This is a genomic window from Yonghaparkia sp. Soil809, from assembly GCF_001429705.1.
GTDB lineage: Bacteria > Actinomycetota > Actinomycetes > Actinomycetales > Microbacteriaceae > Microcella.
In genome coordinates this window covers 558872-584718 of sequence record NZ_LMSV01000002.1, presented here as the reverse complement: position 1 = coordinate 584718, position 25847 = coordinate 558872, and the positions used below count along the sequence as shown (strand labels likewise).

The 25847-nt window shown below is 72.8% G+C and carries 21 protein-coding genes, 1 tRNA gene and 1 pseudogene; 1 reads left to right on the top strand and 22 read right to left on the bottom strand.

All coding sequences use genetic code 11. The features are described 5' to 3' along the window. Nucleotides 1-6: 6 nt before the first annotated feature. The 14 genes from ASG83_RS10250 to ASG83_RS10185 form a co-directional block, all read right to left on the bottom strand. Entirely contained in the window at nucleotides 7-321 is a 315-nt protein-coding gene (locus ASG83_RS10250) for an AzlD domain-containing protein (protein WP_055860837.1), read from the bottom strand. After that, on the bottom strand, nucleotides 318-1073 hold the full coding sequence (locus ASG83_RS10245) for an AzlC family ABC transporter permease (RefSeq protein ID WP_082515050.1): 756 nt from the start codon (nucleotides 1071-1073) through the stop codon (nucleotides 318-320). Before ASG83_RS10245 ends, ASG83_RS10250 begins: the two co-directional genes overlap by 4 nt. Further along, complete coding sequence (locus ASG83_RS10240; protein WP_055860834.1) at nucleotides 1070-1984, bottom strand: sensor histidine kinase; 915 nt, start codon at nucleotides 1982-1984, stop codon at nucleotides 1070-1072. Before ASG83_RS10240 ends, ASG83_RS10245 begins: the two co-directional genes overlap by 4 nt. Nucleotides 1985-2091: 107 nt before the next feature. Next, nucleotides 2092-2167 (bottom strand) — tRNA-Asn (locus ASG83_RS10235). 75 nt (nucleotides 2168-2242) lie between these two features. Then, the gene (locus ASG83_RS10230) at nucleotides 2243-3292 is read right to left on the bottom strand and encodes a D-isomer specific 2-hydroxyacid dehydrogenase family protein (RefSeq protein WP_082515048.1); all 1050 of its coding nucleotides are present in this window, start codon (nucleotides 3290-3292) and stop codon (nucleotides 2243-2245) included. A gap of 43 nt (nucleotides 3293-3335) precedes the next feature. After that, nucleotides 3336-4169, bottom strand: coding sequence for an ATP-binding cassette domain-containing protein (locus tag ASG83_RS10225; RefSeq protein ID WP_055860831.1), 834 nt, complete (start codon nucleotides 4167-4169; stop codon nucleotides 3336-3338). 158 nt (nucleotides 4170-4327) lie between these two features. Beyond that, nucleotides 4328-6328: a DNA primase gene (gene dnaG, locus ASG83_RS10220; RefSeq protein ID WP_055860828.1), complete on the bottom strand. Its 2001-nt coding sequence runs from the start codon at nucleotides 6326-6328 to the stop codon at nucleotides 4328-4330. A 10-nt stretch (nucleotides 6329-6338) separates the two neighbouring features. Further along, nucleotides 6339-7622, bottom strand: a complete 1284-nt coding sequence (locus ASG83_RS10215) for a deoxyguanosinetriphosphate triphosphohydrolase (RefSeq protein ID WP_200932327.1) — start codon at nucleotides 7620-7622, stop codon at nucleotides 6339-6341. A 12-nt stretch (nucleotides 7623-7634) separates the two neighbouring features. Next, nucleotides 7635-8801: a tRNA dihydrouridine synthase DusB gene (gene dusB, locus ASG83_RS10210; protein WP_055860822.1), complete on the bottom strand. Its 1167-nt coding sequence runs from the start codon at nucleotides 8799-8801 to the stop codon at nucleotides 7635-7637. A 61-nt stretch (nucleotides 8802-8862) separates the two neighbouring features. Beyond that, complete coding sequence (locus ASG83_RS10205; protein ID WP_055860819.1) at nucleotides 8863-10554, bottom strand: ABC transporter ATP-binding protein; 1692 nt, start codon at nucleotides 10552-10554, stop codon at nucleotides 8863-8865. Continuing rightward, a complete protein-coding gene (locus tag ASG83_RS10200) occupies nucleotides 10551-11573 on the bottom strand; it encodes an ABC transporter permease (protein ID WP_055860815.1) in 1023 nt (340 codons plus the stop codon). The genes ASG83_RS10205 and ASG83_RS10200 overlap by 4 nt, the downstream gene beginning before the upstream one ends. A 1-nt stretch (nucleotide 11574) precedes the next feature. After that, nucleotides 11575-12681, bottom strand: coding sequence for an ABC transporter permease (locus ASG83_RS10195; protein WP_082599208.1), 1107 nt, complete (start codon nucleotides 12679-12681; stop codon nucleotides 11575-11577). Nucleotides 12682-12830: 149 nt separating this feature from the next. Next, nucleotides 12831-14489 (bottom strand): ABC transporter substrate-binding protein, encoded by a 1659-nt coding sequence (locus ASG83_RS10190; RefSeq protein WP_055860812.1) that lies wholly within the window; start codon nucleotides 14487-14489, stop codon nucleotides 12831-12833. A gap of 161 nt (nucleotides 14490-14650) precedes the next feature. Beyond that, nucleotides 14651-15766: a Gfo/Idh/MocA family oxidoreductase gene (locus tag ASG83_RS10185; RefSeq protein WP_055860807.1), complete on the bottom strand. Its 1116-nt coding sequence runs from the start codon at nucleotides 15764-15766 to the stop codon at nucleotides 14651-14653. 68 nt (nucleotides 15767-15834) lie between these two features. Here ASG83_RS10185 and ASG83_RS10180 point away from each other — a divergent pair, with 68 nt between their 5' ends. Further along, the gene (locus tag ASG83_RS10180; RefSeq protein WP_055860804.1) at nucleotides 15835-16341 is read left to right on the top strand and encodes an aminoacyl-tRNA deacylase; all 507 of its coding nucleotides are present in this window, start codon (nucleotides 15835-15837) and stop codon (nucleotides 16339-16341) included. Nucleotides 16342-16640: 299 nt separating this feature from the next. On the opposite strand, the gene ASG83_RS10175 is transcribed toward ASG83_RS10180, so the two are convergent. From ASG83_RS10175 to ASG83_RS10140, 8 genes and pseudogenes are all read right to left on the bottom strand, one after another. Beyond that, complete coding sequence (locus ASG83_RS10175; protein ID WP_055860801.1) at nucleotides 16641-17315, bottom strand: DsbA family protein; 675 nt, start codon at nucleotides 17313-17315, stop codon at nucleotides 16641-16643. An 86-nt stretch (nucleotides 17316-17401) separates the two neighbouring features. Then, complete coding sequence (locus tag ASG83_RS10170) at nucleotides 17402-18421, bottom strand: hypothetical protein (protein WP_055860798.1); 1020 nt, start codon at nucleotides 18419-18421, stop codon at nucleotides 17402-17404. A 239-nt stretch (nucleotides 18422-18660) separates the two neighbouring features. Next, entirely contained in the window at nucleotides 18661-20046 is a 1386-nt protein-coding gene (locus tag ASG83_RS10165; RefSeq protein WP_055860795.1) for a glycine--tRNA ligase, read from the bottom strand. Nucleotides 20047-20140: 94 nt separating this feature from the next. Then, the gene (locus tag ASG83_RS10160) at nucleotides 20141-20974 is read right to left on the bottom strand and encodes an isoprenyl transferase (protein WP_055862055.1); all 834 of its coding nucleotides are present in this window, start codon (nucleotides 20972-20974) and stop codon (nucleotides 20141-20143) included. A 194-nt stretch (nucleotides 20975-21168) separates the two neighbouring features. Continuing rightward, nucleotides 21169-21891: pseudogene (gene recO, locus ASG83_RS10155) on the bottom strand (DNA repair protein RecO); the annotation flags it as partial. An 87-nt stretch (nucleotides 21892-21978) separates the two neighbouring features. After that, complete coding sequence (locus ASG83_RS10150; RefSeq protein WP_200959286.1) at nucleotides 21979-23250, bottom strand: cysteine desulfurase family protein; 1272 nt, start codon at nucleotides 23248-23250, stop codon at nucleotides 21979-21981. Between the two features lie 6 nt (nucleotides 23251-23256). Further along, a complete protein-coding gene (gene nadC, locus ASG83_RS10145; protein ID WP_055860792.1) occupies nucleotides 23257-24117 on the bottom strand; it encodes a carboxylating nicotinate-nucleotide diphosphorylase in 861 nt (286 codons plus the stop codon). A gap of 75 nt (nucleotides 24118-24192) precedes the next feature. Then, nucleotides 24193-25844: L-aspartate oxidase (locus tag ASG83_RS10140; RefSeq protein ID WP_235460177.1), on the bottom strand; the 1652-nt coding region annotated here is incomplete at its 3' end. Between the last annotated feature and the right edge of the window lie 3 nt (nucleotides 25845-25847).

The window sequence follows — 25847 nt, the reverse complement described above, 5'->3', positions numbered from 1 at the left end:
CAGGGGCTACGCCGCCCAGCCGAGCGCGCGCAGCGCAGCGGCGACGCCGGCCGCGGCCGCGATCACGAGGATGAACGGCACCCGCAGCGCGAGCAGCCCCGCGGCCGCTGCGATCGCGGGAACGCGGGCATCGATGAGGATGCCCTGCCCCGAGCCGATCGTCTGCACCACGATGAGCGCCGAGAGGAGCGCGACGGTCACGAGGTTCGCGGTGCGCGCCGCCGTCGGCGTCTGCAGCACCTGCTCCGGCACGAGGTAGCCGAGGAGCTTGATCGCGAGCACGGCGATCGAGGAGACGAGGATGATCTGCCAGACGGTCATCGCTCCGACTCCCCCGAGTCCGGCGCGGGCGGCACGTCGTCGTGGTGGACGAGTCGCGGCTGCGCGGCGCCCCGCGAGCCGAGGAGGTCGGGGATCCCGACGACGACCCCGACGAGGGCGGCGACGAGCACCGGAAGGCCCGGCGGGAGGACGGGGATGGTCGCCGCGGTGACGACGGCCGCTCCCACGGCCACGACGACGGGTTGCAGGGCTCGCAGGCGCGGCCACACGAGCCCGAGGAAGGCCGCCGCGGCGGCCGCATCCAGCCCGAACGCGCTCACGTCGCCGAGCAGGTCGCCCACGAGCGCGCCCGCGAGCGTCATGAGGTTCCACCCGACCCAGATGATCGTTCCCGTCGCCCAGAAGCCGATCCGCTGGCTCTCGAGCGTCGGCTGCGCCGTCGCGACCGCGGTGGACTCGTCGATCGTGAGGTGCCCGGCGAGGAGGCGCTTCGCCCAGCCCGGCCCGACGATCGGCGAGACGCGGATCGCGTAGAGGCCGTTGCGAAGGCCCAGGAGCGTCGCACCGGCGATCGCGGCCGGGCCCGACGCCGGGCCGCCCGCGGCGAGGACGCCGATGAGCGCGAACTGCGATCCGCCGGAGAACATGACCGCGCTCAGCACGCAGGCCTGCCAGACGTCGAGGCCGGAGGCGACCGCGAGAGCGCCGAACGAGACCCCGTACGCGGCGACCGCGAGGCCCACCGCCCAGGAGGCGCGCCAGGCCTCCCGACGATCGGATGCCGCGCTCACGAGCGGCGCAGGTCCACTCCGTGCACGCCGTTGTGATGGCGCAGCGCGGGGAACACGACCGCGAGGGTGAAGCCGACCCCCGGCTGCGTCGTCGCGGTGAGGATGCCGCCGTAGAGCTCGGCACGCGCGCGCATCTCGGCGATGCCGCGGCCGTCGACGGTCCGCGTGAGCGCGGCGAGATCGTCCTCGATCGACGTCGCGGGCGCCTCGGCCGGGCTCGTGCCGCTCTCGGTCGCACGGCGGTGCTGGGCGCGGATCCCGTCGTCCTCGACGCGCAGCTGGAGCCCCTGGTCGGACCACGTGAGCGTGACGCGCGCCTCGGTGCCCGGGCCCCCGTAGGCGAGCGCGTTGGCGAGCGCCTCCTGCAGGATCCGGTAGATCGCGATCTCGGCGCCTGGTTTGAGCGCGAACGCCTCTCCGAACTCCTCGACCACGATATCGAGACCCTGCTCGCGCATCACCCCGATCAGCTCGTGCGCGGCGTCCAGGCGGGCGCCCTGCGCCCCGGACGACTCGCCCTCCCCCACGAGGCTCATGACGCGGCGGAGGTCGGCGAGCGTCGAGCGGGTCGTCTCGGCGATGACAGCGGCGCTCCGACCGGCCGCGGAGGGGTCGCGCTGGGCGGCGTAGCGTGCGCCGTCGGCCTGGCTGATCACCACGGAGAGCGAGTGCGCGGCGACCTCGTGCAGCTCGCGGATGATGCGGAGCCGGTTCGTCTGCTCGGCGAGCGCCATCTCGGCGTCGAGCCGCGCGCGATCGGCGCTCGCGCGGTCGGCGCCGAGGCCCGACACGCGTCGGCGCGATCGCGACCAGGCGATGACGAGCACGAGCGACAGGATCACCGTCGTCGCGGCGATCGCGACGGCCATGAGCACGATGTCGGCCGCGTTGGCGGTGAGCCAGGTGATCACGCCGTCGTCCTCTCGTGCCGGCCCGCCGCCGTCCGTTCGCGGTGATCCGACCATCGCGAGCGGGGTGACGGATCGCCCGACGCGGTCGCGACGGACGAGGGAGGGGATGGCTCCCCGACTTGGACTCGAACCAAGAACCTGCCGGTTAACAGCCGGCTGCTCTGCCAATTGAGCTATCGAGGATCGCTGCGAACAGCGAGGAACACGTTACCAGAACTCGACGAGCCCGCTCGCACGGGCCGCCGCTGCCGAGGCCCCTCAGTACCCCGCAGCCGGGTCGACGATGCCGACGAATCGGCCGTCGCCGAGGAATCCGCGGACGTTCTCGGTGATGCGACTGGCCAGCAGCGGCGCGGTCATCTCGGGAGTGTCGGCCGAGTGCGAGGTGATGATGCAGCGCGGCTCGCTCCACAGCGCGTGGTCGTCCGCGAGCGGCTCGGGCTCGGTGACATCCAGACCCGCCCCGAGCAGCCTCTTCTCGCGCAGGGCCTCCACGAGCGCGTCGGAGTCGATGAGCGCCCCGCGGGCGATGTTGACGAGGGCGGCGTGCTCCGGCAGGAGGGCGAGCTCCGCGGCGCCGATGAGGTGCCGCGTGCTCGGCGTCGACGCGGCGGCGAGGATGACCGCGTCGGCCTCCGGGAGGACCGCACGCAGCCGGTCGACGGTCACCGTGCGGTCGGCGCCGGCCACCTCGCCGGCCGATCGGCGCACGACCGTGATCCGCACGCGCCAGGGGGCGAGCAGGCGGATGATCTCGGCCGCGATGCCGCCCGCGCCGACGATGACGACGTGCCGGCCGTACAGCGACAGCCCCGTGCGCACGGGCGCCCAGCGGGCGGCGCGCGCCTTCGGTGCGAGCTCGCGGAGGACGGCGTGCAGCAGGGCGACCGCGTGCTCGGCCACCGGCTCGGAGTACGCTCCCTTCGCGCTCGTGAAGAGCGGACCTCGGCCCTGCGCGTATCGAGGCAGGATGCTCGCGAACCCATCGACGCCGGCCCACGGCAGCTGGACCCACCCGATGCCCGGGTGGGCGTCCAGGAGCTCGGCGAGCTCGTCCGCACGCTGCTCGCTCAGCCAGATGAGGCCGCGCGTGGCGCCGCTCAGCTCGGCGACCTCCGCTCCGCCCGCGATCGCCGCGTCGACGAAGAGCGCGGTCGGTCGTGGGAGAACGGCGATCGGTCCCGGCTCGACCCGTCGCCCGTCGGCGGGCTCCGCGCTACGGCCCGCGAGCGGGTCGACGTGCTGCCGCGGGCCGAGAACGGTGACCGAGGCGAGCGGGGCGAGCGGGCGGGCGTCGGACGCGGTCATGCTGCGGAACCTCCAGGGATGCTCGGCGCTCCGAGCGCGGAGGCTATCCGCGCGCGAGCGCTGCGAGCTGCTCGACGTAGGGGTGGGTCGGATCAGCCAGGACGTCATCGATCCGGCCCATCCCCACGATGCTCCCACGATGGAGGACGGCCAGTCGATCCGACAGGCGGCGGATCTCGCCGACCTCGCTCGAGACGATGAACGCGGCGAAGCGACGGCGACGCTGGACCTCGGCGAGGTGATCCAGGATGCTCGCCCGGATGGTCGCATCCACCCCCGCCGTCGGCTCGTCGGCGATGAGCAGGTCGGGCTCCAGGACGAGCGCGCGGGCGAGCGCGAGACGCTGCCGCTGCCCGCGGGAGAGCTCGTGTGGGTAGAGCGGGATGGTCGCGAGCGTCAGGTGCATCGCGTCGATGGCCTCGGCGACGATGCCGCCCGCGACCCTCTTGGCGAGCTTCGGGTTGCGCTGGAAGAGCGGAAGGGCGACGTTCTCCCCCGCCGTCAGGTGCGGGTCGAGGACGGTCGAGGCGTCCTGGGGGACGTAGCCGATGCGCAGCTCGAGCTGGTCGTCCTCCCGACGCCGCACGCGGCGCACGTCGATGCCGAGCACGTGGAGCGCACCGCCGGTGATCTCGGGCCCGCGCGGGACGGTGCGCGAGGTGAGCCCGGCCATCACCGTCGCGAGGGTGCTCTTGCCGCTGCCGGCCTCGCCGATCACGGCGAGGGTCTCCCCCGGGGCGATGTCGAGGGTGATCCCCGTCAGCGCCTGCACGGCCGCGTGGCCCTCGCCCCCGCGGTAGCGCACCGAGAGGTCGCGCGCGCTGACTGTCGCGTCGTCGATCTCGTCCGTGCCGCCCACGTGGTCGACTGCCGTCATGGGGCTCTCCTCCCGGCGGCCGGAGCCGCAGCGGCTCGCCGGAGACCGGCGCAGCGGGCTCGCGACTCCGACGAACCTGACATCCACTCTAGACCGAGCGGGTCGCCCCGGAAGGGGCTTGCGACGACCGCGTCGCCGATGCGATGGATGCCCGCCGCTCAGTCGCCCCGGATCCTCCGGCGCTCGGTCTCGAGGTCGACAAGCTGGCGCTGCAGCGTGCGGTAGCGCTCCGGGTCGCCGCTCGCGTCGGTGCGCTGGAGGGCGCCGAGGAGCTCGGTCTTGCGCCGCAGCAGATCGCGCTCGATGAGCGAGGTCGTCACCCCCGTGCAGTACTCCCGGACGTGGTCGCCGCGGATGGGCAGCGGCGCGATCGCGAGCTGCATGACGAGCGGCGCGAACGCGCCCGGCGCCTCCTCCGCGGCGCGCGCGACCCACTGATCGGTCCCGTAGTGCTCGAAGGCGCCCACGAGGGCGTCGCGGACGGTGCTGAGGGCGGGGACGGTGAAGCTTGTGTGCAGCGCACGCAGCGCGATCTCGCGGTCGATCTCGCCGGGGTGCTGGAGGACCGCCATGAGCAGCTCGCGCTCCAGCCGCGTGACGGGGTCGCCCGGCAGGTCGCTCATGCTGATCGACGGCGGGGCGTAGCCGCGATCCTCCGGCGGCGGCGCGTCCGCCGCGGAGCGATCGCCCTGGGGAGCGCCCGCCGTGCTGCGACCGGTCGCGCCCCCGCCCGTCGGGCCGGGGTCGCTCGGGCCGCGGCCGGGTTCGGCGGCGCCGCGGCCCGGTTCGGAGGCGCCGCGGCCCGGCGCCGGACGTGCGCCCGAGGCGCGGCGCGCGGCCTGCACCGCGCGCGAGACCTCGGCCGGCTCCATGCCGATCCACCCCGCGAGGGTGCGGGCGTAGCCCGACTGCATGGACTGGTCTCGAATACCGGCGACCACGGGAGCGGCGGCGCGCAGCGCCCCGACCCGCCCCTCGACGGTCTCGAGATCGAACTGGTCGAGGCGGCGGCGCACCATGAACTCGTACATGGGCTTGCGGCCCGAGACGAGCATCCGGATCGCATCGTCGCCGCGCTTCAGGCGCAGATCGCAGGGGTCCAGCCCGTCGGGGGCGACCGCGACGAAGGTCTGGGCGGCGAACCGCTGCTCCTCCGCGAAGGCGCGGCTCGCGGCCTTCTGGCCGGCCTCGTCGGGGTCGAACGTGAAGATGACCTCGCCGAGCTGCGTCGTGTCGGCGTTGTCGGTGTCGCCCATGACGCGGCGGATGACCTTGATGTGGTCCACCCCGAACGCCGTGCCGCACGTCGCGACGGCGGTCGTCACGCCCGCGAGGTGGCACGCCATGACGTCGGTGTAGCCCTCGACGACGACGACCTGCTTGCCCCTGGCGATGTCGCGCTTGGCGAGGTCGAGCCCGTAGAGCACCTGGCTCTTGTGGTAGACCGCGGTCTCGGGAGTGTTGAGGTACTTGGGGCCCTGATCGGTCTCGAGCAGCTTCCGCGCGCCGAAGCCGAGCGTCTGGCCCGTGACGTCCTTGATCGGCCAGATGAGCCGGCCGCGGAAGCGGTCGTAGGGGCCTCGGTCGCCCTGCCCGACGAGGCCCGCGGCGAGGAGCTCCTCGATCGTGAAGCCCTTCGTCAGCAGGTGCCCCGAGAGCGCGTCGTACGAGTTCGGGGCGAACCCGATGGAGAAGCGCGCGGCGGCCGCGGGATCGAAGCCGCGCTCGCCCAGGAACGCGCGCGCCGGCTCGGCGGCGGGCGACTGCAGCTGCTCGCGGAAGAAGGCCTCCGCGGCCTCGTTCGCGGCGAGGATGCGGCGGCGGCTGCCGCCGTCCTCGCGGGCCTGCCCGCCGTCCTCGTAGGTGAGCGTGTAGTTCAGCCGCTGCGCGAGGCGCTCGACGGCCTCGGAGAACGTGACGTGGTCCATCTTCTGCAGGAAGGAGAAGACGTCGCCGCCCTCACCGCAGCCGAAGCAGTGGTAGAAGCCGACCTGCGGGCGCACGTGGAAGCTCGGGCTGCGCTCGTCGTGGAAGGGGCACAGGCCCTTCATGGAGCCGATCCCGGCGCCCTTGAGGGTCACGTACTCGCCGACGATCTCGCCGATGTTCGTGCGCGACCTGACCTCATCGATATCGCTGCGTCTGATGAGCCCTGCCACGCGCCCGAGTCTAGGAGACGATGCGTTCGTGCCAGCTCATGGCCGACTGGTCGGTGAGACTCGCCACCTGATCCACAACCACCCGCCGACGCGCGGCGTCGTCGACGGCGACGCGGAAGTCGTCGGCGAAGCCCGGGTCGAGCTGGGCATCCCCCGCCTGCCACAGGGCGTCGGCGAGCTCGGTCAGCAGCGCGCGCTGCCGGGCGTAGATCGGCTGGCGCGAGTTGGTCGACATGACGTTCGCCGCGACGATCCCCTTGAGCACGGCGATCTCGGCCTGCGTCTCTCGCGGGACGACGACGTTCGCGCCGAATCGCGCGAGCGAGCGGCCAGGATGCGCCTCGCGCGTCGCGTGCACGGCCTCGTGCGCGAACCGCCCGATCAGCTGGCTCGTGAGGTTCTTCAGGCGCGCGAGGTCGCGCCGCGAGCCGTCCCACGAGTCGATCCAGAAGTCCAGGTGGTCGAGCCGGTCGAACGCGGCGATGAGCTCGTCGTGGTCGATCTCGCCGCCGATCCACTCGAACATCGAGTCGACGAGCGCGTCGTGGTCGGCGCGGGCGCTCAGTGCGGGGACGTCGAGGTAGCCGCCGACGATCGCGTCCTCGAAGTCGTGGACGCTGTAGGCGATGTCGTCGCTGAGGTCCATGACCTCGGCCTCGATGCAGCGCACGCGATCGGGCGCGCCGGCGCGCATCCACTCGAAGGCGGCCGCATCGTCGTCGTAGAAGCCGAACTTGCTGCGTCCGCTGGGATCGGGGATGCCCTGCGACTGCGGCCACGGGTACTTGGTGCTCGCATCCAGACTCGCGCGGGTGAGGTTGAGGCCGTAGCTGCGGCCGTCGGGGCCGAAGACCTTCGGCTCGATGCGGGTCAGCAGCCGCAGGGTCTGCGCGTTGCCCTCGAAGCCCCCGATGCCCTCGGCCCACGCGTTGAGCGCGCGCTCGCCGTTGTGCCCGAACGGCGGGTGCCCGAGGTCGTGCGCGAGGCACGCCGTGTCGACGACGTCGGGGTCGAGCCCGAGGCTCGTCGCGAGCTCCCGCCCCACTTGAGCCACCTCGAGGGAGTGGGTGAGGCGGTTGCGGGCGAAGTCGAGCCCGGATGTAGGGCTCAGCACCTGCGTCTTCGCGGCGAGACGGCGGAGGGCGCTGGAGTGCAGCAGGCGACCGCGGTCGCGGGCGAAGTCGCTGCGACGGGTCGAGTGCTCCTCCGGCAGCCAGCGCTCGGCGTCGCGCGGATCGTACCCGGTGGCCGCGGCGGTCTCGGCGCCGGGCGCACCGACGTCGTGGGGGTGGATCGTCACGCGGGCCTATCCTCCGCTGTTGTGCAGCTCGGCGGCCGCGACATCGGCGCTCTGGGCGGTCGACAGCTCGCGGCTCGCGAGCCAGTTCTCGGGGAGCGCGGGCTTCTTCGGCGTGCCGGCACGGCCCCGCTGGCCCTCGGCGGGCGCACCCGGGTAGGGCTGCTCGCGGTCGAGCTCGCCGAGCAGGTCGTCCATCTGCTGCAGGCTCTCGACGCTCGCGAGGCGCGCACGCAGCTCGCCGCCGACCGGATAGCCCTTGAAGTACCAGGCGACGTGCTTGCGGATGTCGCGGCACGCGCGGCCCTCGTCGTCGAAGAAGTCGACCAGCAGCTCGGCGTGACGGCGGAAGGCGTCGCCCACCTCGCCGAGGCTCGGCTGGATCCGCACATGCCGATCGGTGAAGGCGGCGGCGAGGTCGCCGAACAGCCACGGACGGCCGAGGCAGCCGCGGCCGACGACGATGCCGTCGCAGCCGGTCTCGTCCACCATTCGCAGGGCGTCCTCCGCCGACCAGATGTCGCCGTTGCCGAGCACGGGGACGCTCGTGATGGTCTCCTTGAGCCTCCCGATCGCCGACCAGTCGGCGTGGCCGGAGTAGAACTCGGCGGCTGTGCGGGCGTGCAGCGCGATCGCCGCGACGCCCGCGCCCTCGGCGGCCTTCGCCGCCTCGAGGTAGGTGAGGTGATCGGAGTCGATGCCCTTGCGCATCTTCACGGTGACGGGGATGTCGCCCGCGGCCTGCACGGTCTGCTCGACGATGCGGCGGAAGTGCTCGAGCTTCCACGGGAGCGCCGCGCCCCCGCCCTTGCGCGTGACCTTCGGGACGGGGCATCCGAAGTTCATGTCGATGTGGTCGGCGAGCCCCTCGCCCACGAGGAAGCGCGCCGCCTCCCCCGCCGTGACGGGGTCGACGCTGTAGAGCTGGATGCTGCGGGTCGTCTCCGACTCGTGGTGGCGGATGAGCCGCATGCTCTCGGGCGTGCGCTCGACGAGCGCCCGGCTCGTGATCATCTCGCTCACGTAGAGCCCCGCGCCGTACTCGCGGCACAGGCGCCGGAAGGCCGTGTTCGTGATGCCGGCCATGGGCGCGAGGACGACGGGCACGCTCAGCGGGATGGGCCCGATGCGGAGAGCGCCCTCGTGGGTCTCGGCGGTCGTGGTGGCGGTAGGCATGGCCCGTCCATTCTCCCAGGTCTCGCGCGGGGCGAGCACCGCTCGGGCCGCGAGCGGTCGCTCAGCGCTCCGCGGCCCGCAGCGCGCGCAGCGTCTCGCGTCGCGTCGCCTGCGCCACCGGATCGGGCACGGGCAGCGATGCGAGCAGCCGCTGCGTGTACGCCTCCCGCGGCTCGCCCAGGACCTCGGCGCCCGTCCCCTCCTCCACGAGCTCGCCCCGGTGCAGCACCGCGATGCGGTCGGCGACCAGGTCGACGACCGCGAGATCGTGGCTGATGAACAGGCACGCGAAGCCCAGCTCGCGCTGCAGCTCGGCGAAGAGCTCCAGCACCCGAGCCTGCACGGAGACATCGAGAGCGCTCGTCGGCTCGTCGGCGATCAGCAGCTCGGGTCTCAGCGCGATCGCGCGCGCGAGACTCGCCCGCTGCCGCTGACCGCCAGACAGCTCGAACGGGAAGCGGTCGCCGTACGCGCGCGGCAGCTGCACCGCCTCCAGCAGCTCGTCGACCTGCGCGCGGGCATCGCCCGGATGCTCGGCACGACCGTGGATCAGGAACGGCTCGGCGACCGCCTCGGCGATCGTGCGCCGGGGGTCGAAGCTCGAGGCGGGATCCTGGAAGACGAAGCCGATGCGGCTGCGCACGGCGCGGAACTCGCGCTCGCGGACCCCGTTGAGCTCGTGCCCGAGCACCTGAAGGGAGCCGCCGGTGACCCGGGTCAGCCCGGCGATGGCCCGGCCGATCGTCGACTTGCCCGACCCCGACTCGCCCACGAGCCCGAGGACCTCCCCCGGACGGATCCGGAGATCGACCCCGCGAACCGCGCGGAAGCCCGACCGACCGAGCCGACCCGGGTAGGTGACCTCCAGACCCGACGCCTCGACGACGGCCTCGCCGCTCGCCCACTCCGCCGCGCGGCTGGAGGCGCGCGCCGCGGCCGCGGAGCGGCCGTGGCCCACGTACGGGACGGCATCGAGAAGGGCGCGCGTGTACTCCGTCTGCGGCGCGGAGAAGAGCGTGCGGACATCCGCCTGCTCGATCACGCGGCCCTGGTACATGACCGCCACGCGATCGGCGAGGTCGGCGACGACGCCCATGTTGTGGGTGATGAGGACGATGCCGGCGCCGAAATCGTCGCGGCATCGGCGGAGCAGATCGAGGATCTCGGCCTGCACGGTCACGTCGAGCGCGGTCGTCGGCTCGTCGGCGACGATGAGTCCGGGCTCGAGGACGAGAGCCATCGCGATCACGATGCGCTGCTTCTGCCCGCCGGAGAACTGGTGCGGGTAGTGGTCGACGCGCTCGTGCGGATCGGGGATGCCGACGGCGTCGAGGATCTCGATCGCCCGGCGACGGGCTGCCCGCCGCGGCATGCCGTGAGCCCTCAGACCCTCGACGATCTGCCAGCCGACCGTGAAGACCGGGTTCAGGGCGGTCGAGGGCTCCTGGAAGACCATCGCCGCGTCGCGACCGCGCACCGCGCGAAGGTCGCCGCCGCGGAGGGCCACCACGTCGTGCTCGCTCGAGCCGTCGCGGCTCGAGAGCATGACGACGCCGCTCGCTGTCGCGGTCTCGGGCAGGAGGCCGAGGATCGAGCGCGCGGTGACGGTCTTGCCCGACCCCGACTCGCCGACGATCGCGAGGACCTCGCCGCGCGCCACCTCGAGTGAGACGCCGTCGACGGCCTTCACGTCGCCGCCGTCGGTCGCGAACGAGACGCCGAGCGAATCGATGCGCAGAACGATGTCGGTCATCGGTGGTCGTCCTCTCCGGAGGCGGTGGATGCGGCGGCCGCGGGAGCGATCGAGGTCTCGGCCACGGCGCCCGAGGAGACGCCGGCCCGTCGCCGGCCGCGCAGACGCGGATCGGCGAGATCGTTGAGGCTCTCGCCCACGAGCGTGATGCCGAGCACGGCGAGCACGATCGCGAGGCCCGGGAACAGGCTCGTCCACCAGATGCCGCTCGTGACGTCGCTGAGCGCCTTGTTGAGGTCGTACCCCCACTCCGCGGCCGCGGTCGGCTCGATGCCGAAGCCGAGGAAGCCGAGACCGGCGAGGGTCAGGATCGCCTCGGAGGCGTTGAGCGTGACGATGAGCGGGAGCGTGCGCGTGGCGTTCGGGAGGACGCTGCGGAGCATGATGCGGCCGCTCGGGGCGCCGAGGACGCGCGCCGACTCCACGAAGGCCTCCGACTTCACCCGCACGACCTCGGAGCGGACCACCCGGAAGTACTGCGGGATGAACACCACCGTGATCGAGATGGCGGCGGCGAGCAGACCGCCCCAGAGGCTCGACTGGCCCCCCGAGATCACGATCGACATGACGATCGCGAGCAGGAGCGAGGGGAAGGCGTAGATCGCGTCGCATACGACGACGAGGATGCGGTCGAGCCAGCCGCCCAGATAGCCGGAGACGAGGCCGAGCAGCACGCCCGCGATGATCGACAGGACGATCGCCACGACGATGACGAGGACGGCGGTCTGGGCGCCCCAGAGCACGCGCGAGAGGACGTCGTAGCCGCCGACGGTCGTGCCGAGGAGGTGCTCGGCGCTCGGCGGGCGCTGAGCGCCGAACGCCTCCCCGTCGGCGCGGAGCTGATCGAAGCCGTACGGGGCGAGCAGCGGGGCCAGCAGCGCGGTGAGCAGGAAGACCGCGGTGATCACGAGACCCGCGATGAGCATCCCCCGCTGGAGACCGACGGCGCGCCGGAGGTCGCGGACGACGGGGAGCCGGTCGGCGAGCGGGCGCCGCGCGGGGCGGACGATGTCGCTCATCTCAGTACCTCACTCGCGGGTCGATGAGCGCCGCGACGACGTCCACGACGAAATTCGTGAGCGCGACGATGACGGCGAGGAGGGCGACGATTCCCTGCACGGCGACGAAGTCGCGCGCCTGCAGGTACTCGGCGAGCTGGAACCCGAGGCCCCGCCACTCGAACGTGGTCTCCGTCAGGACGGCGCCGCCGAGCAGGAGCGCGATCTGCAGGCCGATGACCGTGATGATCGGGATGAGCGCAGGGCGCCACGCGTGCGTGCGCACGAGCCGGGACTCCGAGACGCCGCGCGAGCGGGCCGCGTCGACGTAGTCCATCGCGAGCGTGCCGATGACGTTCGTGCGCACCAGGCGCAGGAACACGCCGGCCGTGAGCAGCCCGAGCGCGATGGACGGGAGGACGGCGTGCTGCAGGACGTCGGCGATCGCCTCCGAGCTTCCGGCGCGGATGGCATCGATCAGGTAGATGCCGGTCGCATCGGGCAGGAAGGCGAGCTGGAGCTCCGTCGAGGTGGATGCCCGGCCGGCGACCGGCAGGAGATCGAGCCACACGGCGAAGACGAGCTTGAGCAGCAGGCCGGCGAAGAAGACCGGGGTGGCGTAGCAGAGGATGGCGAAGAGCCGCAGCGCCGCGTCCGCGGGCCGATCGCGGCGGGCCGCGGCGAGGAGACCGAGCGGGATCCCGACGAGGAACGCGACGATGAGCGCGTAGAAGGCGAGCTCGAGCGTCGCGCCGCCGTAGGTCAGCAGCACCTCGGTGACCGGTCGGTTGTCGCTGATCGTGGAGCCGAAGTCGCCCGTGAGCACGCGGCCGAGGTACTCGATGTACTGCACGAGGAGGGGGCGGTCGTAGCCCGCGGCCTCGATGCGCTCCTGCAGCTGCGCGGGCGTGAGGCGGCCGCCGAGAGCCGCGGTGATGGGGTCGCCCGTCGCCCGCATGGCGAAGAAGACGACCGTCACGAGGATGAAGACGGTGGGCACGATGAGGAGGGCGCGGACCACGATGTAGCGGCCGAGACCACCGCCGCCGCCACGGGTGGAGGGCGCGGTCGGCGTCGCGCCGCCGGGCGCGGCGATCGCGGCGCCGCTGGGTTCGGGGAGATCGGTCATGGTTCTTCCGGGAGGGGAGCTCGCGACCGCGGAGCGGGTTCGGCGAGCGGCGGCATGGGGGTGCGCGGACGACATCGGTGCCGCGCTCGGCCGTCCCGCCCCGCGGGCGGCGGGACGGGACGGCCGAGCGGCGTCGCTCGACGGACGGATCAGCCCTTGGAGAGAGCCGCGTACCGGAACTTGAAGGACGCGTCGAGCGTGTCCTCCGTGCCCTGGACATCCGCCCCGACCACGGCGACCTGGGCGCCCTGGAGGTAGGGGACGGTCGAGAGGTCCGCCGCGACGGTCCGCTGGATCTCCTCGATGACGCCCTGGCGCTCGGCCGGGTCGCTCGTGACCGCCTGCTGGAGGATCAGCTCATCGACCTCCGGGTTCGCGTAGTGGTTCCCGAGGAAGTTCTCCGTCAGGAAGAACGGCGTCAGGTAGTTGTCGGCGTCGGAGTAGTCCGGGAACCAGCCCAGCTGGTAGGCGGGGTACACGTCGGCCGAGCGGTCCTTGGAGTACTGCACCCACTCGGTGGTCTGCAGGTTCACGGTGAAGAGGCCGTCGGCCTCGAGCTGGTCCTTGATGAGCGCGTACTCCTCGCCCGAGGACGGGCCGTAGTGATCGTTGGAGTACTGCAGGTTCAGCTCGACCGGCGTCGTGATCCCGGCAGCGCTCAGCGTCTCCGCGGCCTTCGCCGCGTCGGCGCCGCCCTCGCCGTCGCCGTAGAGCTCCTTGAGGGGCTCGATGGCGCCGGTCAGACCCGCGGGGACGAAGGAGTACAGCGGCGTGTAGGTGCCGCGGTAGACCTGCTCCGAGAGCGCCTCGCGGTCGAGCAGGTGCGCAACGGCCTGGCGGACCGCGAGAGCCTTCGCCTCGTCGGCCTCGCCGGTCTCGGCGCCGAAGGGCTGGGTGTTGAAGTTGAAGACGATGTAGCGGATCTCGCCACCCGGGCCCTCGACGACCTTGACGTTGTCGTCGCCCTGGAGGTCCTCGACATCGGTGCTCGTCAGGCTGCGGAAGGCCACATCGATGTTGCCCTCCTGCACGTCGAGTTTGAGGTTCGAGGAGTCGGCGTAGTACCGGACGTTGACCGTGCTGTTCTTCGGCGCGCCGAGCAGACCCTGGTAATCGGGGTTCGCCTGGTACTGCACGACGTCGTTGAACTCGTAGGCCGAGATGACGTACTGGCCGGCGAAGGCGTTGCCCTCGACGATGTCGGTGTCGGGAGTGAGCTCGGTGGCCGAGAAGACGTCCTCGTCGACGATCGGGCCGACCGGGCTCGAGAGGATCTGCGGGAAGACCTGGTCGTTCTCGCTCTTGAGCGTGAACACGACGGTGAGGTCGTCAGGAGCCTCCACCGACTCGAGGTTGTAGAGCAGCGAGCTCGGCCCGTTCGGGTCGGCGATCGCGAGCTGGCGGTCGAAGCTGAACTTCACGTCGGAGCTCGTGAGCTCGTTGCCGTTCGCCCAGGTCAGGCCCTCCTTGAGGGTGACCGTGTACTCGGTCGGGCTCGTGAACTCCGCCGACTCGGCGATGTCGGGCTCGACGTCGGGGCTGCCGTACGGCGTATTCATGAGGAACGGGTACACCTGGTTCATCACCGCGAACGAGCCGTTGTCGTACGAGCCGGCCGGGTCGATCGTCGTGATCTTGTCGGTCGTGCCGATCGTGATCGTTCCGCCGTCGCCGCCGCCGCTGCTGGAGCCGCCGCCGTCGCCGCCGCCGGCGCAGGCGCCGAGCGTGAGGGCGACGGCCGACGCGCCGGCGAGCACGGTGAGCGCGCGCCGCACCGCGAGCGGGTGCTGGGGAGATACGAGTGCCATGGACTGCCTCTCTGGGGGTGGCACCGGAGGCAGAGCGACGCGGGGGATCCCCCCGAGCGGCGCCTCCGGCGCGAGTGCGAACCCTCGCACTGTAGTCCCGTCCGCGCCGTCCGACGCGGAACCCCACACCGAGTGTGAGGAATCCCCCAGCGAGAACGGCGTCAGCAGCGATCGCGGCGGTGGGCCTCCTCGATCAGACGGACGGTCTCGAGGGCGTCCCGGGCATCCACCGGCATGGGCGCGCCGTGGCGGATGCTCGCCGCGACGCCCGCGTAGAAGGCGGGGTAGTCCCCCGCCTCGGTCGGGACGGGTGCGAGGGCCGGCACGCCGCCCTCGACGCCGACGACGCCCCACTCGCTCTCGGGCGTCGTGCCGTAGCCGGCGCTGCCCGGCCGCATGCCCTGACGGAGCGCGTGCTCCTGGCCGTCGAGGCCATGGACGCTGAAGGCGCTCTCGTCGCCGAGGACGCGGAAGCGCGGGCCGCTCTGCGCGGCGACGCGGCTCATCGTCAGGTGGCTGCGGACCCCGCCGTCATGGATCAGCGAGACGAACGCGTCGTCCTCGTTGCCGATGCCTGCGCGCACCCGTGTCAGCTCGACGTGCTCGAGCCTGGCCGGCCCGAGCAGCGAGAGCGCCTGGTCGATCAGATGACTGCCGAGGTCGAAGAGGATGCCGCCGCCCTGCTCGGGTCCGATGCGCCCCTGCCAGCGGTCGAGCTTGGGGGCGCCGAAGCGCTCGAACGTCGACTCGAAGCGGTGGATGCGGCCGAGGGCTCCGCTGCCGACCACGCGGCGGACGGTGAGGAAGTCGCCATCCCAGCGGCGGTTCTGGAAGACGGTGAGCGGGCGCGGTGCGGGAGTGCGGCCGGTGGCGGGGGCTGCGGCGGCGTCGGCTGCGGCTGCTGCGGCTGCGGCGTCGGCTGCGGCGATGATCGCCTCCGCGTCGGCGACGGAGGGCGCGAAGGGCTTGTCGATCACGACGGCCGCACCTGCCTCGAGCGCGGCGATCGCCTGCTCGCGATGCACGTGCGGCGGCGAGGCGAGGACGACCAGGTCGAGCCCGCCTGCGAGCGCGAACTCCAGGAGCGCCTCGGGCGACGACGAGATCCGAGCGGTCGGATGCGCGGCTCGGGCCTCGGCGGCGCGCTCAGGGCTGCCCGTGGCGATCGCCGAGAGCTCGAACGCCGGGTTCGTCGCGAGGAACGGCGCGTGGAAGACTCGCCCCGACAGGCCGAAGCCGATGATGCCGGTGCGGATCGCGGTCGGGGCGTCGGGCATGGGAACACCCTAGGCGCGGTTGCACCCGGGGTGCGCGGGTCGCACGCGAGACTGAGGAGGAGTCGCCGGTGACGGAGGATGCGGTGGTGCGCCCGGGGCGCGAGCGCGTGGCAGAGGATGCTGCGGCGCGCGGCCTGGACGTGGAGTTCGTCGAGCGGATGCGGGCGGGCTCTCTCGAGGAGGCGGCGGGGATCCTCGGGATCGCGCCCGCGGACATCCTCAAGTCGCTCGTCGTGAAGCGGAGCGACGGGACGTTCCTGTTCGCGCTCGTGCCCGGCGACCGGCAGATCTCGTGGCCGAAGCTGCGCGCGGTCGTCGGAGTCAACAAGCTGCAGCTGCCGGCGCCCGAGGTGGCGCTCGCGGCCACCGGGTTCGAGCGTGGGACGATCACGCCGCTCGGCTCCACGACCCCCTGGCCGGTGTACGTCGACGCCGCGGTCGTCGCGACGCCGGGTCGGCGCGTGTCGATGGGCGCGGGCGAGCACGGGTACTCGCTGTTCGTCTCGTCGGACACGCTCGTGACCGCCTTGTCGGCGACGGTGGCCGACATCAGCGAGCCGCAGGCCGCGCGCTGACGCGGGGCGCGGGGTTGCGCGCGTTCGCCCCCGCCCGTGCTCGCACCGTCCGCGCGCTGACGCGGGCTCGCGCCTGTCCGCGCGCGTTCGCGCCCGCCTGGGCCGCTGGTCAGCAACTCAGGACAAACGGCCGGTGGGCACGCTCCCGAGCGCCACGCAGAGCTGTTGCGCGCTCGAGCGCGCGGGTTAGTCCTGAGTTGTCGACACAGGGCGGGGCGGGATCAGGCAGGCGTCGCCCTCGCAGGCCTCGGCGGCGGGGTCGCCGAGCATCGCGAACGGCGTCGGCGCAGCATCCGCGCTCATGAGGTCTCGGCCCCGGCCGTCGAGCGCTCCCCCGCAGCCTGCTGCAGCGCGGCGAGGAACGTCGTCGAGTCCTGCGCTCCGGAGATCCCGTAGCGCGCATCGATCACGAAGAACGGCACGCCCTGGATGCCGTACGCGACCGCCTGCGCCATGTCGGCCTTCACGTCCGGCAGGTAGGTGTGCTCGGCAAGTGCTGCCGCGGCGGCGTCGCGGTCGAGTCCGACGTCGGCAGCCAGATCGGCGAGCTCGTCGGCGCGGCCGATGTGGCGGCCCTCGGTGAAGTAGGCGAGCAGGAGGCGCTCCTTGAGCTCGACCTGCTTACCCTGCGCCTTCGCGAAGTGCAGCATCTCGTGGGCGAGAACCGTGTTCGTCTGGTGGATGCGGTCGTAGTGGTAGTCGAGGCCCACCGATTCGGCGATGCCGCTGACGCGATCGACCATCTGCTGCGCCTGCTCGGGGCTGATCCCCTTGCGCTGGCTGAGGTAGTCGATGGGCGTGCCCTCGAAGTCGACGGGCGTGTCGGGGGCGAGCTCGAAGCTGCGGTAGGTGACCTCGACCTGGCCGCCGGCGGCCTCGAAGTCGGCGACGGCGGCCTCGAACTTCCGCTTCCCGATGTAGCACCAGGGGCACTGCACGTCTGACCAGATCTGGACGTCGATGGGGTTGCTCATGCTGAGGCCAACGCGCCCGGTCGGGCGGTATTCCCTTCGCGGGCCTCACGGGCGCAGCCCGGGCGGGCTCCGCGGCCCGTCGGGCGTCAACGACTCAGGACGATCGGTGGCGGTCTGCGCGGTCTCGGACTCATCGACCGCGGCACCGCGCGGGTTCGGCGACGGGCTCGTCTCGGTCGTCCTGAGTTGTCGACGCCGGATGCTCGGCTCGCGCTCGGCGGGGCGGGCACCCGCACGCCCCGCGCCGTGAGCGCCGCGCGGATCGCCTCGAGCACCGCGGGCCACTCGTCGAACACGTGCCGCGCCGCGGGTCGGAGGGCGTGGAACCCCGACCGCGTGGCGGCGAGGTCTTTCGCGCGGTCGGGGTAGAAGCGCTCGCGGTGGAACTCCTCACCGTCGACCTCCAGCGCGACGGAGCCCTCGATCAGCAGATCGATCGGACTCGGGTCGTCGGGCAGCAGGACCTGCTCGAGCACGCCCAGCCCCGTCGCGCGCAGTCTCGTGCGCGCGAGGCTCTCCGGCAGCGAGTGGCACGACCCGCTGGATGCCGAGACCAGCCGGCGCCGGCTCGCCGGAAGCCGACGGGCCAGCACGGCGAGGTCGAGAGCATCCACGCGTCCCGACCGGCGCGCCCAGTCGATCGCCGCGATCGCGTCCTCCTCGGGCTCGACGAGGCACACGACCTCGAGCGCCTCGAGGAGCGTGACGACTCCGGTCGACGTGTCCCGGTCGTGCTGAGCGCTCGTCCAGTGCAGGGCGACGCCGTTGCGGGCGGGAGAATCGGTGAAGGCGACCCGGCGTCGACGAGGGCAGCGAAGACGGGAGGCGTTGACGGGCGTCGCGACGTGCATCCTGGATGCTCTGCGCACCCAGCCGCCCCACGCCCGGATGGCGCTGATACCGGTGAGGCGACCACCGATCCGCAGCGCCAGGATGCGCGGGTCATCGGGCGACCAGATCGAGTACCAGCCTCGGCGGGCGCGCGTGAGGACGCCGGCGCGGACGGCTGCAGCGAGCATTCGATCGGGATGCCCGCGCCTCACCAGGTGCGCGCGTCCGGCCGCACCGCCCGCCCGGCGGACCTCCTCGACCAGGGCCTCGAACACGCGACGAGTGTGCCGTCCTCACCGCTCGAGCAGGGTCGGGACGGTGCCGCGCGGGGAGGAGCGGCGCAGGGTCAGCGCTGGGGACGAGCAGCTCGTGGCGGACGCGCGGCTGACGGCGTCAACAACTCAGGACAAGCGCGCGTCCAGAGCTTGCAAGGCGCCGATCGCGCGCCAAGCATCCCCGGTAGTCCTGAATTGTCGACGCGAGCCGGGCGGGGACGCGCGCGCCGGCCGCGCGGCTATGCGCCGAGCAGCTCGCCGGCCAGGTACGCCTCGAGCTTCGCCAGCGGGATGCGCTCCTGCGCCATGGTGTCGCGCTCGCGCACGGTCACTGCCTGGTCGTCGAGGGTGTCGAAGTCGACCGTGATGCAGAACGGGGTTCCGATCTCGTCCTGACGGCGGTACCGGCGGCCGATCGCGCCGGCGTCGTCGAAGTCGACGTTCCAGTGCTGCCGCAGGCGGTCGGCGAGCTCGCGCGCGACGGGCGACAGCTGCTCGTTGCGGCTGAGCGGAAGAACCGCCGCCTTGACGGGCGCGAGCCGGCGATCGAGGCGCAGCACCGTGCGCTTATCGACCCCGCCCTTGGTGTTGGGCGCCTCATCCTCGGCATAGGCGTCGAGGAGGAAGGCCATGAGGGCGCGCGTGAGTCCGAATGCGGGCTCGATGACGTACGGGGTCCAGCGCTCGTTCCTGCCCTGGTCGAAGTACGACAGGTCTGTGCCGGAGGCGGCGGCGTGCGTCGAGAGGTCGAAGTCGGTGCGGTTCGCGACGCCCATGAGCTCGCCCCACTCGCCGCCCGTGAAGCCGAAGCGGTACTCGAGGTCGACCGTGCGCTTGGAGTAGTGCGAGAGCTTCTCGGCCGGGTGCTCGTACTGGCGGATGTTAGCCGGGTCGATGCCGAGGCCGAGGAACCACGCGAGCGACGTGTCGATCCAGTACTGGTGCCATTCCTCGTCGGTGCCGGGCTCGACGAAGAACTCCATCTCCATCTGCTCGAACTCGCGCGTGCGGAAGATGAAGTTGCCCGGCGTGATCTCGTTGCGGAAGCTCTTGCCGATCTGGCCGATTCCGAACGGGGGCTTCATGCGCGCGGCGTTGAGCACGTTGACGAAATTCACGAAGATGCCCTGCGCGGTCTCGGGGCGCAGGTAGTGCAGGCCGCTCTCGTCGTCGACGGGGCCCAGGTAGGTCTTCAGGAGCCCCGAGAACTCGCGCGGCTCGCTCCACTGGCCGCGGGTGCCGCAGTTGACGCAGACGATGTCGGCGAGACCGTTCTCGGGCTTGCGGCCTTTCTTCGCCTCGAACTCCTCCTCGAGGTGGTCGGCTCGGTACCGCTTGTGGCAGCTGAGGCACTCCACGAGCGGGTCGCTGAAGACCTCGACGTGGCCGGAGGCCTCCCACACCCGCTTGGGCAGGATGACGCTCGAGTCGAGCCCGACGACGTCGTGCCGGGACTGCACCATGGTCTTCCACCACTGGCGCTTGATGTTCTCCTTCAGCTCCACGCCGAGGGGCCCGTAGTCCCACGCCGAGCGCGAGCCGCCGTAGATCTCACCGGCCTGGAACACGAAGCCGCGCCGCTTGGCGAGGGAGATGACGGAATCCAGACGGGTGGGGGCTGCCACTTGGGGGTCTCCTAGAGATCGCGCCGAGCTGGATGCCCGGCGGCTGTCGCACGAAGTCCCCAGTCTACTGAGGCCGGGGCCGCGCGACGGGCGGTCAGACCGTGCCGGGGTCGGTCGCCGCCGCGGGTTTGTCGACCGCGCCGCCGAACCGGCGGTCGCGCCCCGCGTAGGCCTCGATCGCGCCCCACAGGTGGCGTCGCCGGAAGTCGGGCCACAGCGTGTCGAGGAACACCATCTCGGCGTAGGCCGACTGCCAGAGCAGGAAGTTGCTCGTGCGCTGCTCGCCGCTCGAGCGCACGAAGAGGTCGACATCGGGCATCCCCGGCGAATAGAGGTGCTGGGCGATCGTGCGCTCGGTGACGCGATCGGGGGCGAGGCGGCCGGCGGCGACGTCCGTCGCGATCGCGCGCACGGCATCCACCAGTTCGACGCGGCCGCCGTAGTTGACGCACATCGTCAGCGTTAGTCCTGAGTTATCAGCGGTGCGGCGCTCGGCCTCCTCGAGCTCGGAGATCACGCTGCGCCACAGCCTCGGGCGGCGGCCGGCCCAGCGGATGCGCACGTTCCAGGCGTCGAGCTGGTCGCGGCGGCGGCGCAGCACCTCGCGATTGAAGCCCATGAGGAAGCGGACCTCGTCGGGGCTGCGGCTCCAGTTCTCGGTGCTGAAGGCGTAGACGCTCAGGTGGGTGACGCCGATCTGGATGGCGCCGGCGACGACGTCGAGCAGGCTCGCCTCGCCCGCGCGGTGACCCTCGACGCGCGTGAGGCCCTGCTGGTTGGCCCAGCGGCCGTTGCCGTCCATGACGATCGCGACGTGCTTCGGCACGGCGGCCGTCGACAATTCAGGACAACGCTCGCCCGTCCAGTCGATCGGGCGCAGCGGTTCGGCCTCGGCGGCGCGCCGGGCCGCCCGGCTCTGGCCCGGAATACGGGGGGTGCGGGGCTCTCGGCTCACGCGGGGGCTCCGATCGTCGGGGTCTCGTGCGGTGCGCCACCGGGCGGCTTGTCCTGAATTGTCGACGCGGGCGCGGTCGGCGACGCGACCCCGGGGGGCGGATGCTCGCTCGCGAGCTCGGCAGGGCCGGCGGCCGCGCGGCGCGAGGTGGGAGCGCTCGGCGCCTGGCGGTCGACGTGCGGCAGACTGCGCAGCCCGCGTTCGAGGTGGAACTGCGTGTAGGCCGCGATGATGCCGCTCGCCTGGTTGCGCGCGCGCTCGTCGGACGCGTCGGCCGTGGCCCAGTCGCCCGTGAGGAGGGCGGCGAGCAGCGCGAGAGCCTCCGGGCTCACGCGCGGAGACCCGGGCGGGGCGACGTCGGCGGCCACCATGCCCCCCAGCTGGACCACGAAATGGCTGTGCAGGCCGGGCGCGCCGGTCACGGCGCAGTCGCCGAAGCTCGGCGCCCATCCCGCGATCGACAGCGCCCGGAGCAGATATGAGTCGAGGGTCAGGCTGGGTGCGTGCTCGCGGCGGGCGAGGGAGCGGAGGGCTCCGACGAGGAGGAGGTACTGCTGGACTCCTCCGCCGTCGTCGTCGGTGACCTTGTCGGCCGTCTCGACCATGACGCTCGCGGCGGTGTAGCTGCCGTAGTCGTCGCTGATCTCGGCGCCGTAGCTGCCGAGCGACTCGGCCTGCTGCACGATGTCGAGGCTGCGGCCGACGTAGAGCTGCACGTCGGCGACCATGAACGGCTCGAGGCGGCTGCCGAAGCGGCTGCCGGTGCGCCGCACGCCCTTCGCGACCGCGCGGATCTTCCCGTGGTGCCGGCTGAGCATCGTCACGATGCGGTCGGCCTCGCCCAGCTTGTGGGTGCGCAGCACGACGGCTTCGTCACGGTAGGTGGGCACGCTCCAGTATCGCGCGCGGAGCGGCGCGGCGCGGTGAGCGCGCGGGCGGGTGGTCGACAACTCAGGACTACCGCGCGCCCGCCGCGCTCAAACCCGCAGGGCGGCGGCCGATCGGGCGAGGAGCTCGACGGCCGACGCGAGTTCGTCCTGAGTTGTTGACGCACCCCAGCTGAAGCGCAGGGCCGTGCGGGCCACGTCGGCGGGGTACCCCATCGCCAGGAGCACGGGCGACGGGTCGTCGCGGCCGGCGGCGCACGCAGAGCCGCTCGAGGCGATCACCCCGCGATCATCGAGGGCGATGAGCAGGGGCTCGCCGCCGATTCCCGGGACGACGAACGACGCGTGCGCGGGCAGACGCTCAGACGGATGCCCGGTGAGCGCCGCCCCGGGGACCCTCGCGAGCACGTCCGCGACGAAGCGATCTCGCCGCGCGGCGATCGCGACGAGGTCCTCCCGTTCCTGCTGAGCGAGCTCGAGCGCGACGGCGAGCCCCACCGCTCCGGCGACGTTCTCGGTGCCCGAGCGCCGCTCGCGCTCCTGCCCGCCGCCGTGGATCAGCGGCTCCACGGGAGCGCCCGTCGGCAGCACGAGCGCGCCGATTCCCTTCGGCGCGCCGAGCTTGTGCCCGCTGATCGCGACCGCGTCGGGGCGGGATGCCGCACCGGCACCGGCGACATCAGCCGTACCGGCAGCACCAGAACCGGCAGCACCAGAACCAGCAGCACCAGCAGCCCCGGCCCCAGCAGCTGTCGACCCGGCAGCGCCCGGGCCGGCGCCGGTCAGGGGCGGTACCACGGGCATCCACCCCGACGTCTGCACGGCGTCGACGTGCACGCGCGCCCCCACCGCCCGCGCGGCGCGCACGAGAGAGTCGACCGGCTGCAGCGTTCCGACCTCGTTGTTGGCGCGCTGCACGGCGACGAGCGCGGTGCCCGGTCGCAGCAGCGCCTGGAGCTCGCCGACCGAGTACCGCCCGAGCTCGTCGACTCCGAGCCGCGAGACCTCGACCCCGTGCCAGCGCGCGAGGTGGTCGGCCGAGGCGAGCACCGCCTCGTGCTCGACCGCTCCGACCACGACGTGCCGGTCGCGCCCCGCCGTGAGCGCCGCGAGCGTCAGCCCGATGACGCCGAGGTTGTCGGCCTCCGTGCCTCCGGACGTGAACACGATCTGCGCCGCCCGCACGCCGAGGAGGCGCGCGATGCGGCTACGGGCATCCTCGAGGGCGTCGGCGGCGCGCCGCCCGAGGGCGTGCGTGCTCGACGGGTTGCCGTAGTCGCCCGTCAGGTGCGGCCACATCGCCTCGAGCACCGTGCGGCGCACGGATGCCGTGGCCGCCTGATCGAGGTCGATGATCGTCATGAGCGGCTACAGCTCGATGTCGAGGCCGAGGTCGAGGGCCGGCGCCGAGTGGGTGAGGGCTCCGACCGAGATGACGTCGACGCCCGTCTCGGCGATCGCACGGACGGTGTCGAGGGAGACTCCCCCGCTCGCCTCGGTGATCGCGCGGCCGGCGATGAGGGCGACCGCCTCGCGGAGGGCGTCGACGGGGAAGTTGTCGAGCATGATCGTGTCGGGTTCGGCCGCGATGACGGCGGGCAGCTGGTCGAGCCGGTCGACCTCGACCTCGAGGTGCGTCGTGTGCGGGATGCGCGCGCGCACCGTGCGGATCGCCTCCGTGAGGTCGAGCCCCTGCGCCGTCAGGACGGCGAGGTGGTTGTCCTTCAGCATGACCGCGTCGGAGAGCGAGAAGCGATGATTGCGGGCGCCGCCGGCGCGGACGGCGGACTTCTCGAGCATCCGCAGACCCGGTGCGGTCTTGCGGGTGTCGACGATGCGAGCGCTCGTGCCGGCGACCGCGTCGACGTAGGCGCGCGCGAGCGTCGCGACGCCGGAGAGGCGCTGAGCGAGGTTGAGAGCGACGCGCTCGCCGAGGAGGATGCCGCGCGCAGGCCCGGTGATCTCGGCGACGACGGTGCCGGGTCGCAGGGGGTCCCCGTCGGCATGCGTGCGGGTGACGCGCAGCGTCGGGTCGGCGCGCAGGAACGCGGTCTCCAGGGCGAGGCCCCCGGCGAGGATGCCCGTGCTGCGGCTGACCGCACGCGCGGTCGCCGTCACGCCGGCCGGGATCGCAGCCTCGGAGCTGACGTCGCCCCACGGCGCGTCCTCGGCGAGGGCGCGGTCGATGAGCTCGACGAGGGCGGGGCGGGGCGGGTCGAACGCGGTCATGCGGCTCCTCGGGAGGGGGTGGGCGCGGCGGGTGGGTGGGCGGCGGTTGGGTGGGCGGCGGGGTGGGCGGCNNNNGGGGCCGGGTGGGCGCGGATCGTCAACAACTCAGGACGAGCGATCACGGCGGGCGCCCAAGCTCGCCGCACGCGCTGCGCGTCATCGGACTCCGGCGCGTCCGCACGCCAGTGCGCGCCGCGCGACTCGACCCGCGCCTGCGCGGCGGCGGTGACGAGGCGCGCAAGCGGCAGGAGCGTCTCAGCGGTGGTGTCGGCGGGGCGGCATTCCCCGAGTTCTCGGGCGAGAGCGGCCAGCGAGTCGCCATGTCGCTCGAGCCCGAGCACCGCCCACGTCCGCTCGCGGAGCCGCGACGACTCGAGGGGTCGCAACGGCTCGAGACGAGCATCCGTCTTCATGCTGGCGGCCGACGCGGTGACGACCTCCAGACCGCTGGGAACCAGGTAGTCCTGAATTGTCGACGCGGGGGCGGCGAGCAGGCGGCTCGAGAGGCGTCGGGACATGACCGCGGCCTCGAGGAGGGAGTTCGAGGCGAGGCGGTTCGCGCCGTGCACGCCCGTGGCCGCGGTTTCGCCCACAGCGAACAGGCCGGGGATCGTCGTGCGGCCATCCAGGTCGGCGAGCACTCCGCCCATCGCGTAATGGGCAGCGGGCGTCACCGGCACGGGCTCGCGCGCCCAGTCGATGCCCTGCGCGCGCACGAGCCGGTCGATCGTCGGGAAGCGGCGCGCGAGGGCGGCGGCTCCCCCGAGCCGCGCGGCGACGTCGCGAACGTCGAGCAGCACCGGGTCTCCGCCCTGTTCGCGCATCGTGCGGGCGATCGCGCGGGCGACGACGTCGCGGGGGGCGAGCTCGGCACGAGCATCCACGTCGGTCATGAAGCGTCGGCCGCGCGAGTCGCGCAGCACCGCGCCCTCGCCGCGCACCGCCTCGGAGACGAGGCCGCCGCCGACGAGCACCGTCGGGTGGAACTGCACGAACTCGAGGTCGGCGACCATCGCCCCCGCGCCGTGGGCCAGCACGACGCCCGCTCCGATCGACCCCGCGGGGTTGGTCGTGCGAGGGTAGAGCGCGCCGTAGCCGCCCGTCGCGAGCACGACGGCGTCGCCGGCGAGGGCTCGGCGCGCGCCGGTCGCGTCGGTGACCTCGACCCCCGCAGCCGCGCCGTCGCGGGTCAGGATGCTCGAGACGCGCACCCCCTCGAGCACCGTCACCCGGCTCGACCGGACAACCCGCGCGAGGGCGTCGACGATGCGCGCGCCCGTCGCGTCGCCGCCCGCGTGCAGCACGCGCGCCCGCGAGTGAGCGGCCTCGAGACCGCGGGCGAGGTCTCCGGTCGCATCGCGGTCGAAGGCGACTCCGAGATCGAGGAGCTCGGCCACGACTCCGGGAGCCTCCCTGCACAGGGCGAGGGCGGCATCCGCATCGACGAGCCCGGCGCCCGCCGCGATCGTGTCGGCCGTGTGCAATTCAGGACCATCGTCGGCGCCGACCGCGGCGGCGATACCGCCCTGCGCCCACGAACTGGAGCCGGAGGGCAGCGCGCCGGCCGTCACGAGCGTGATGTCCTGAATCGTTGACGCGCCTGCGCCGTGCGGCCGCGGGCGGGCCGCGGGCCGGTAGTCCTGAGTTGTCGACGAACCCGCTCCGGCCGCGAGGCGCAGGGCGGTCAGCAGGCCCGCAAGGCCCGACCCGACGACGATGACGTGCATGGC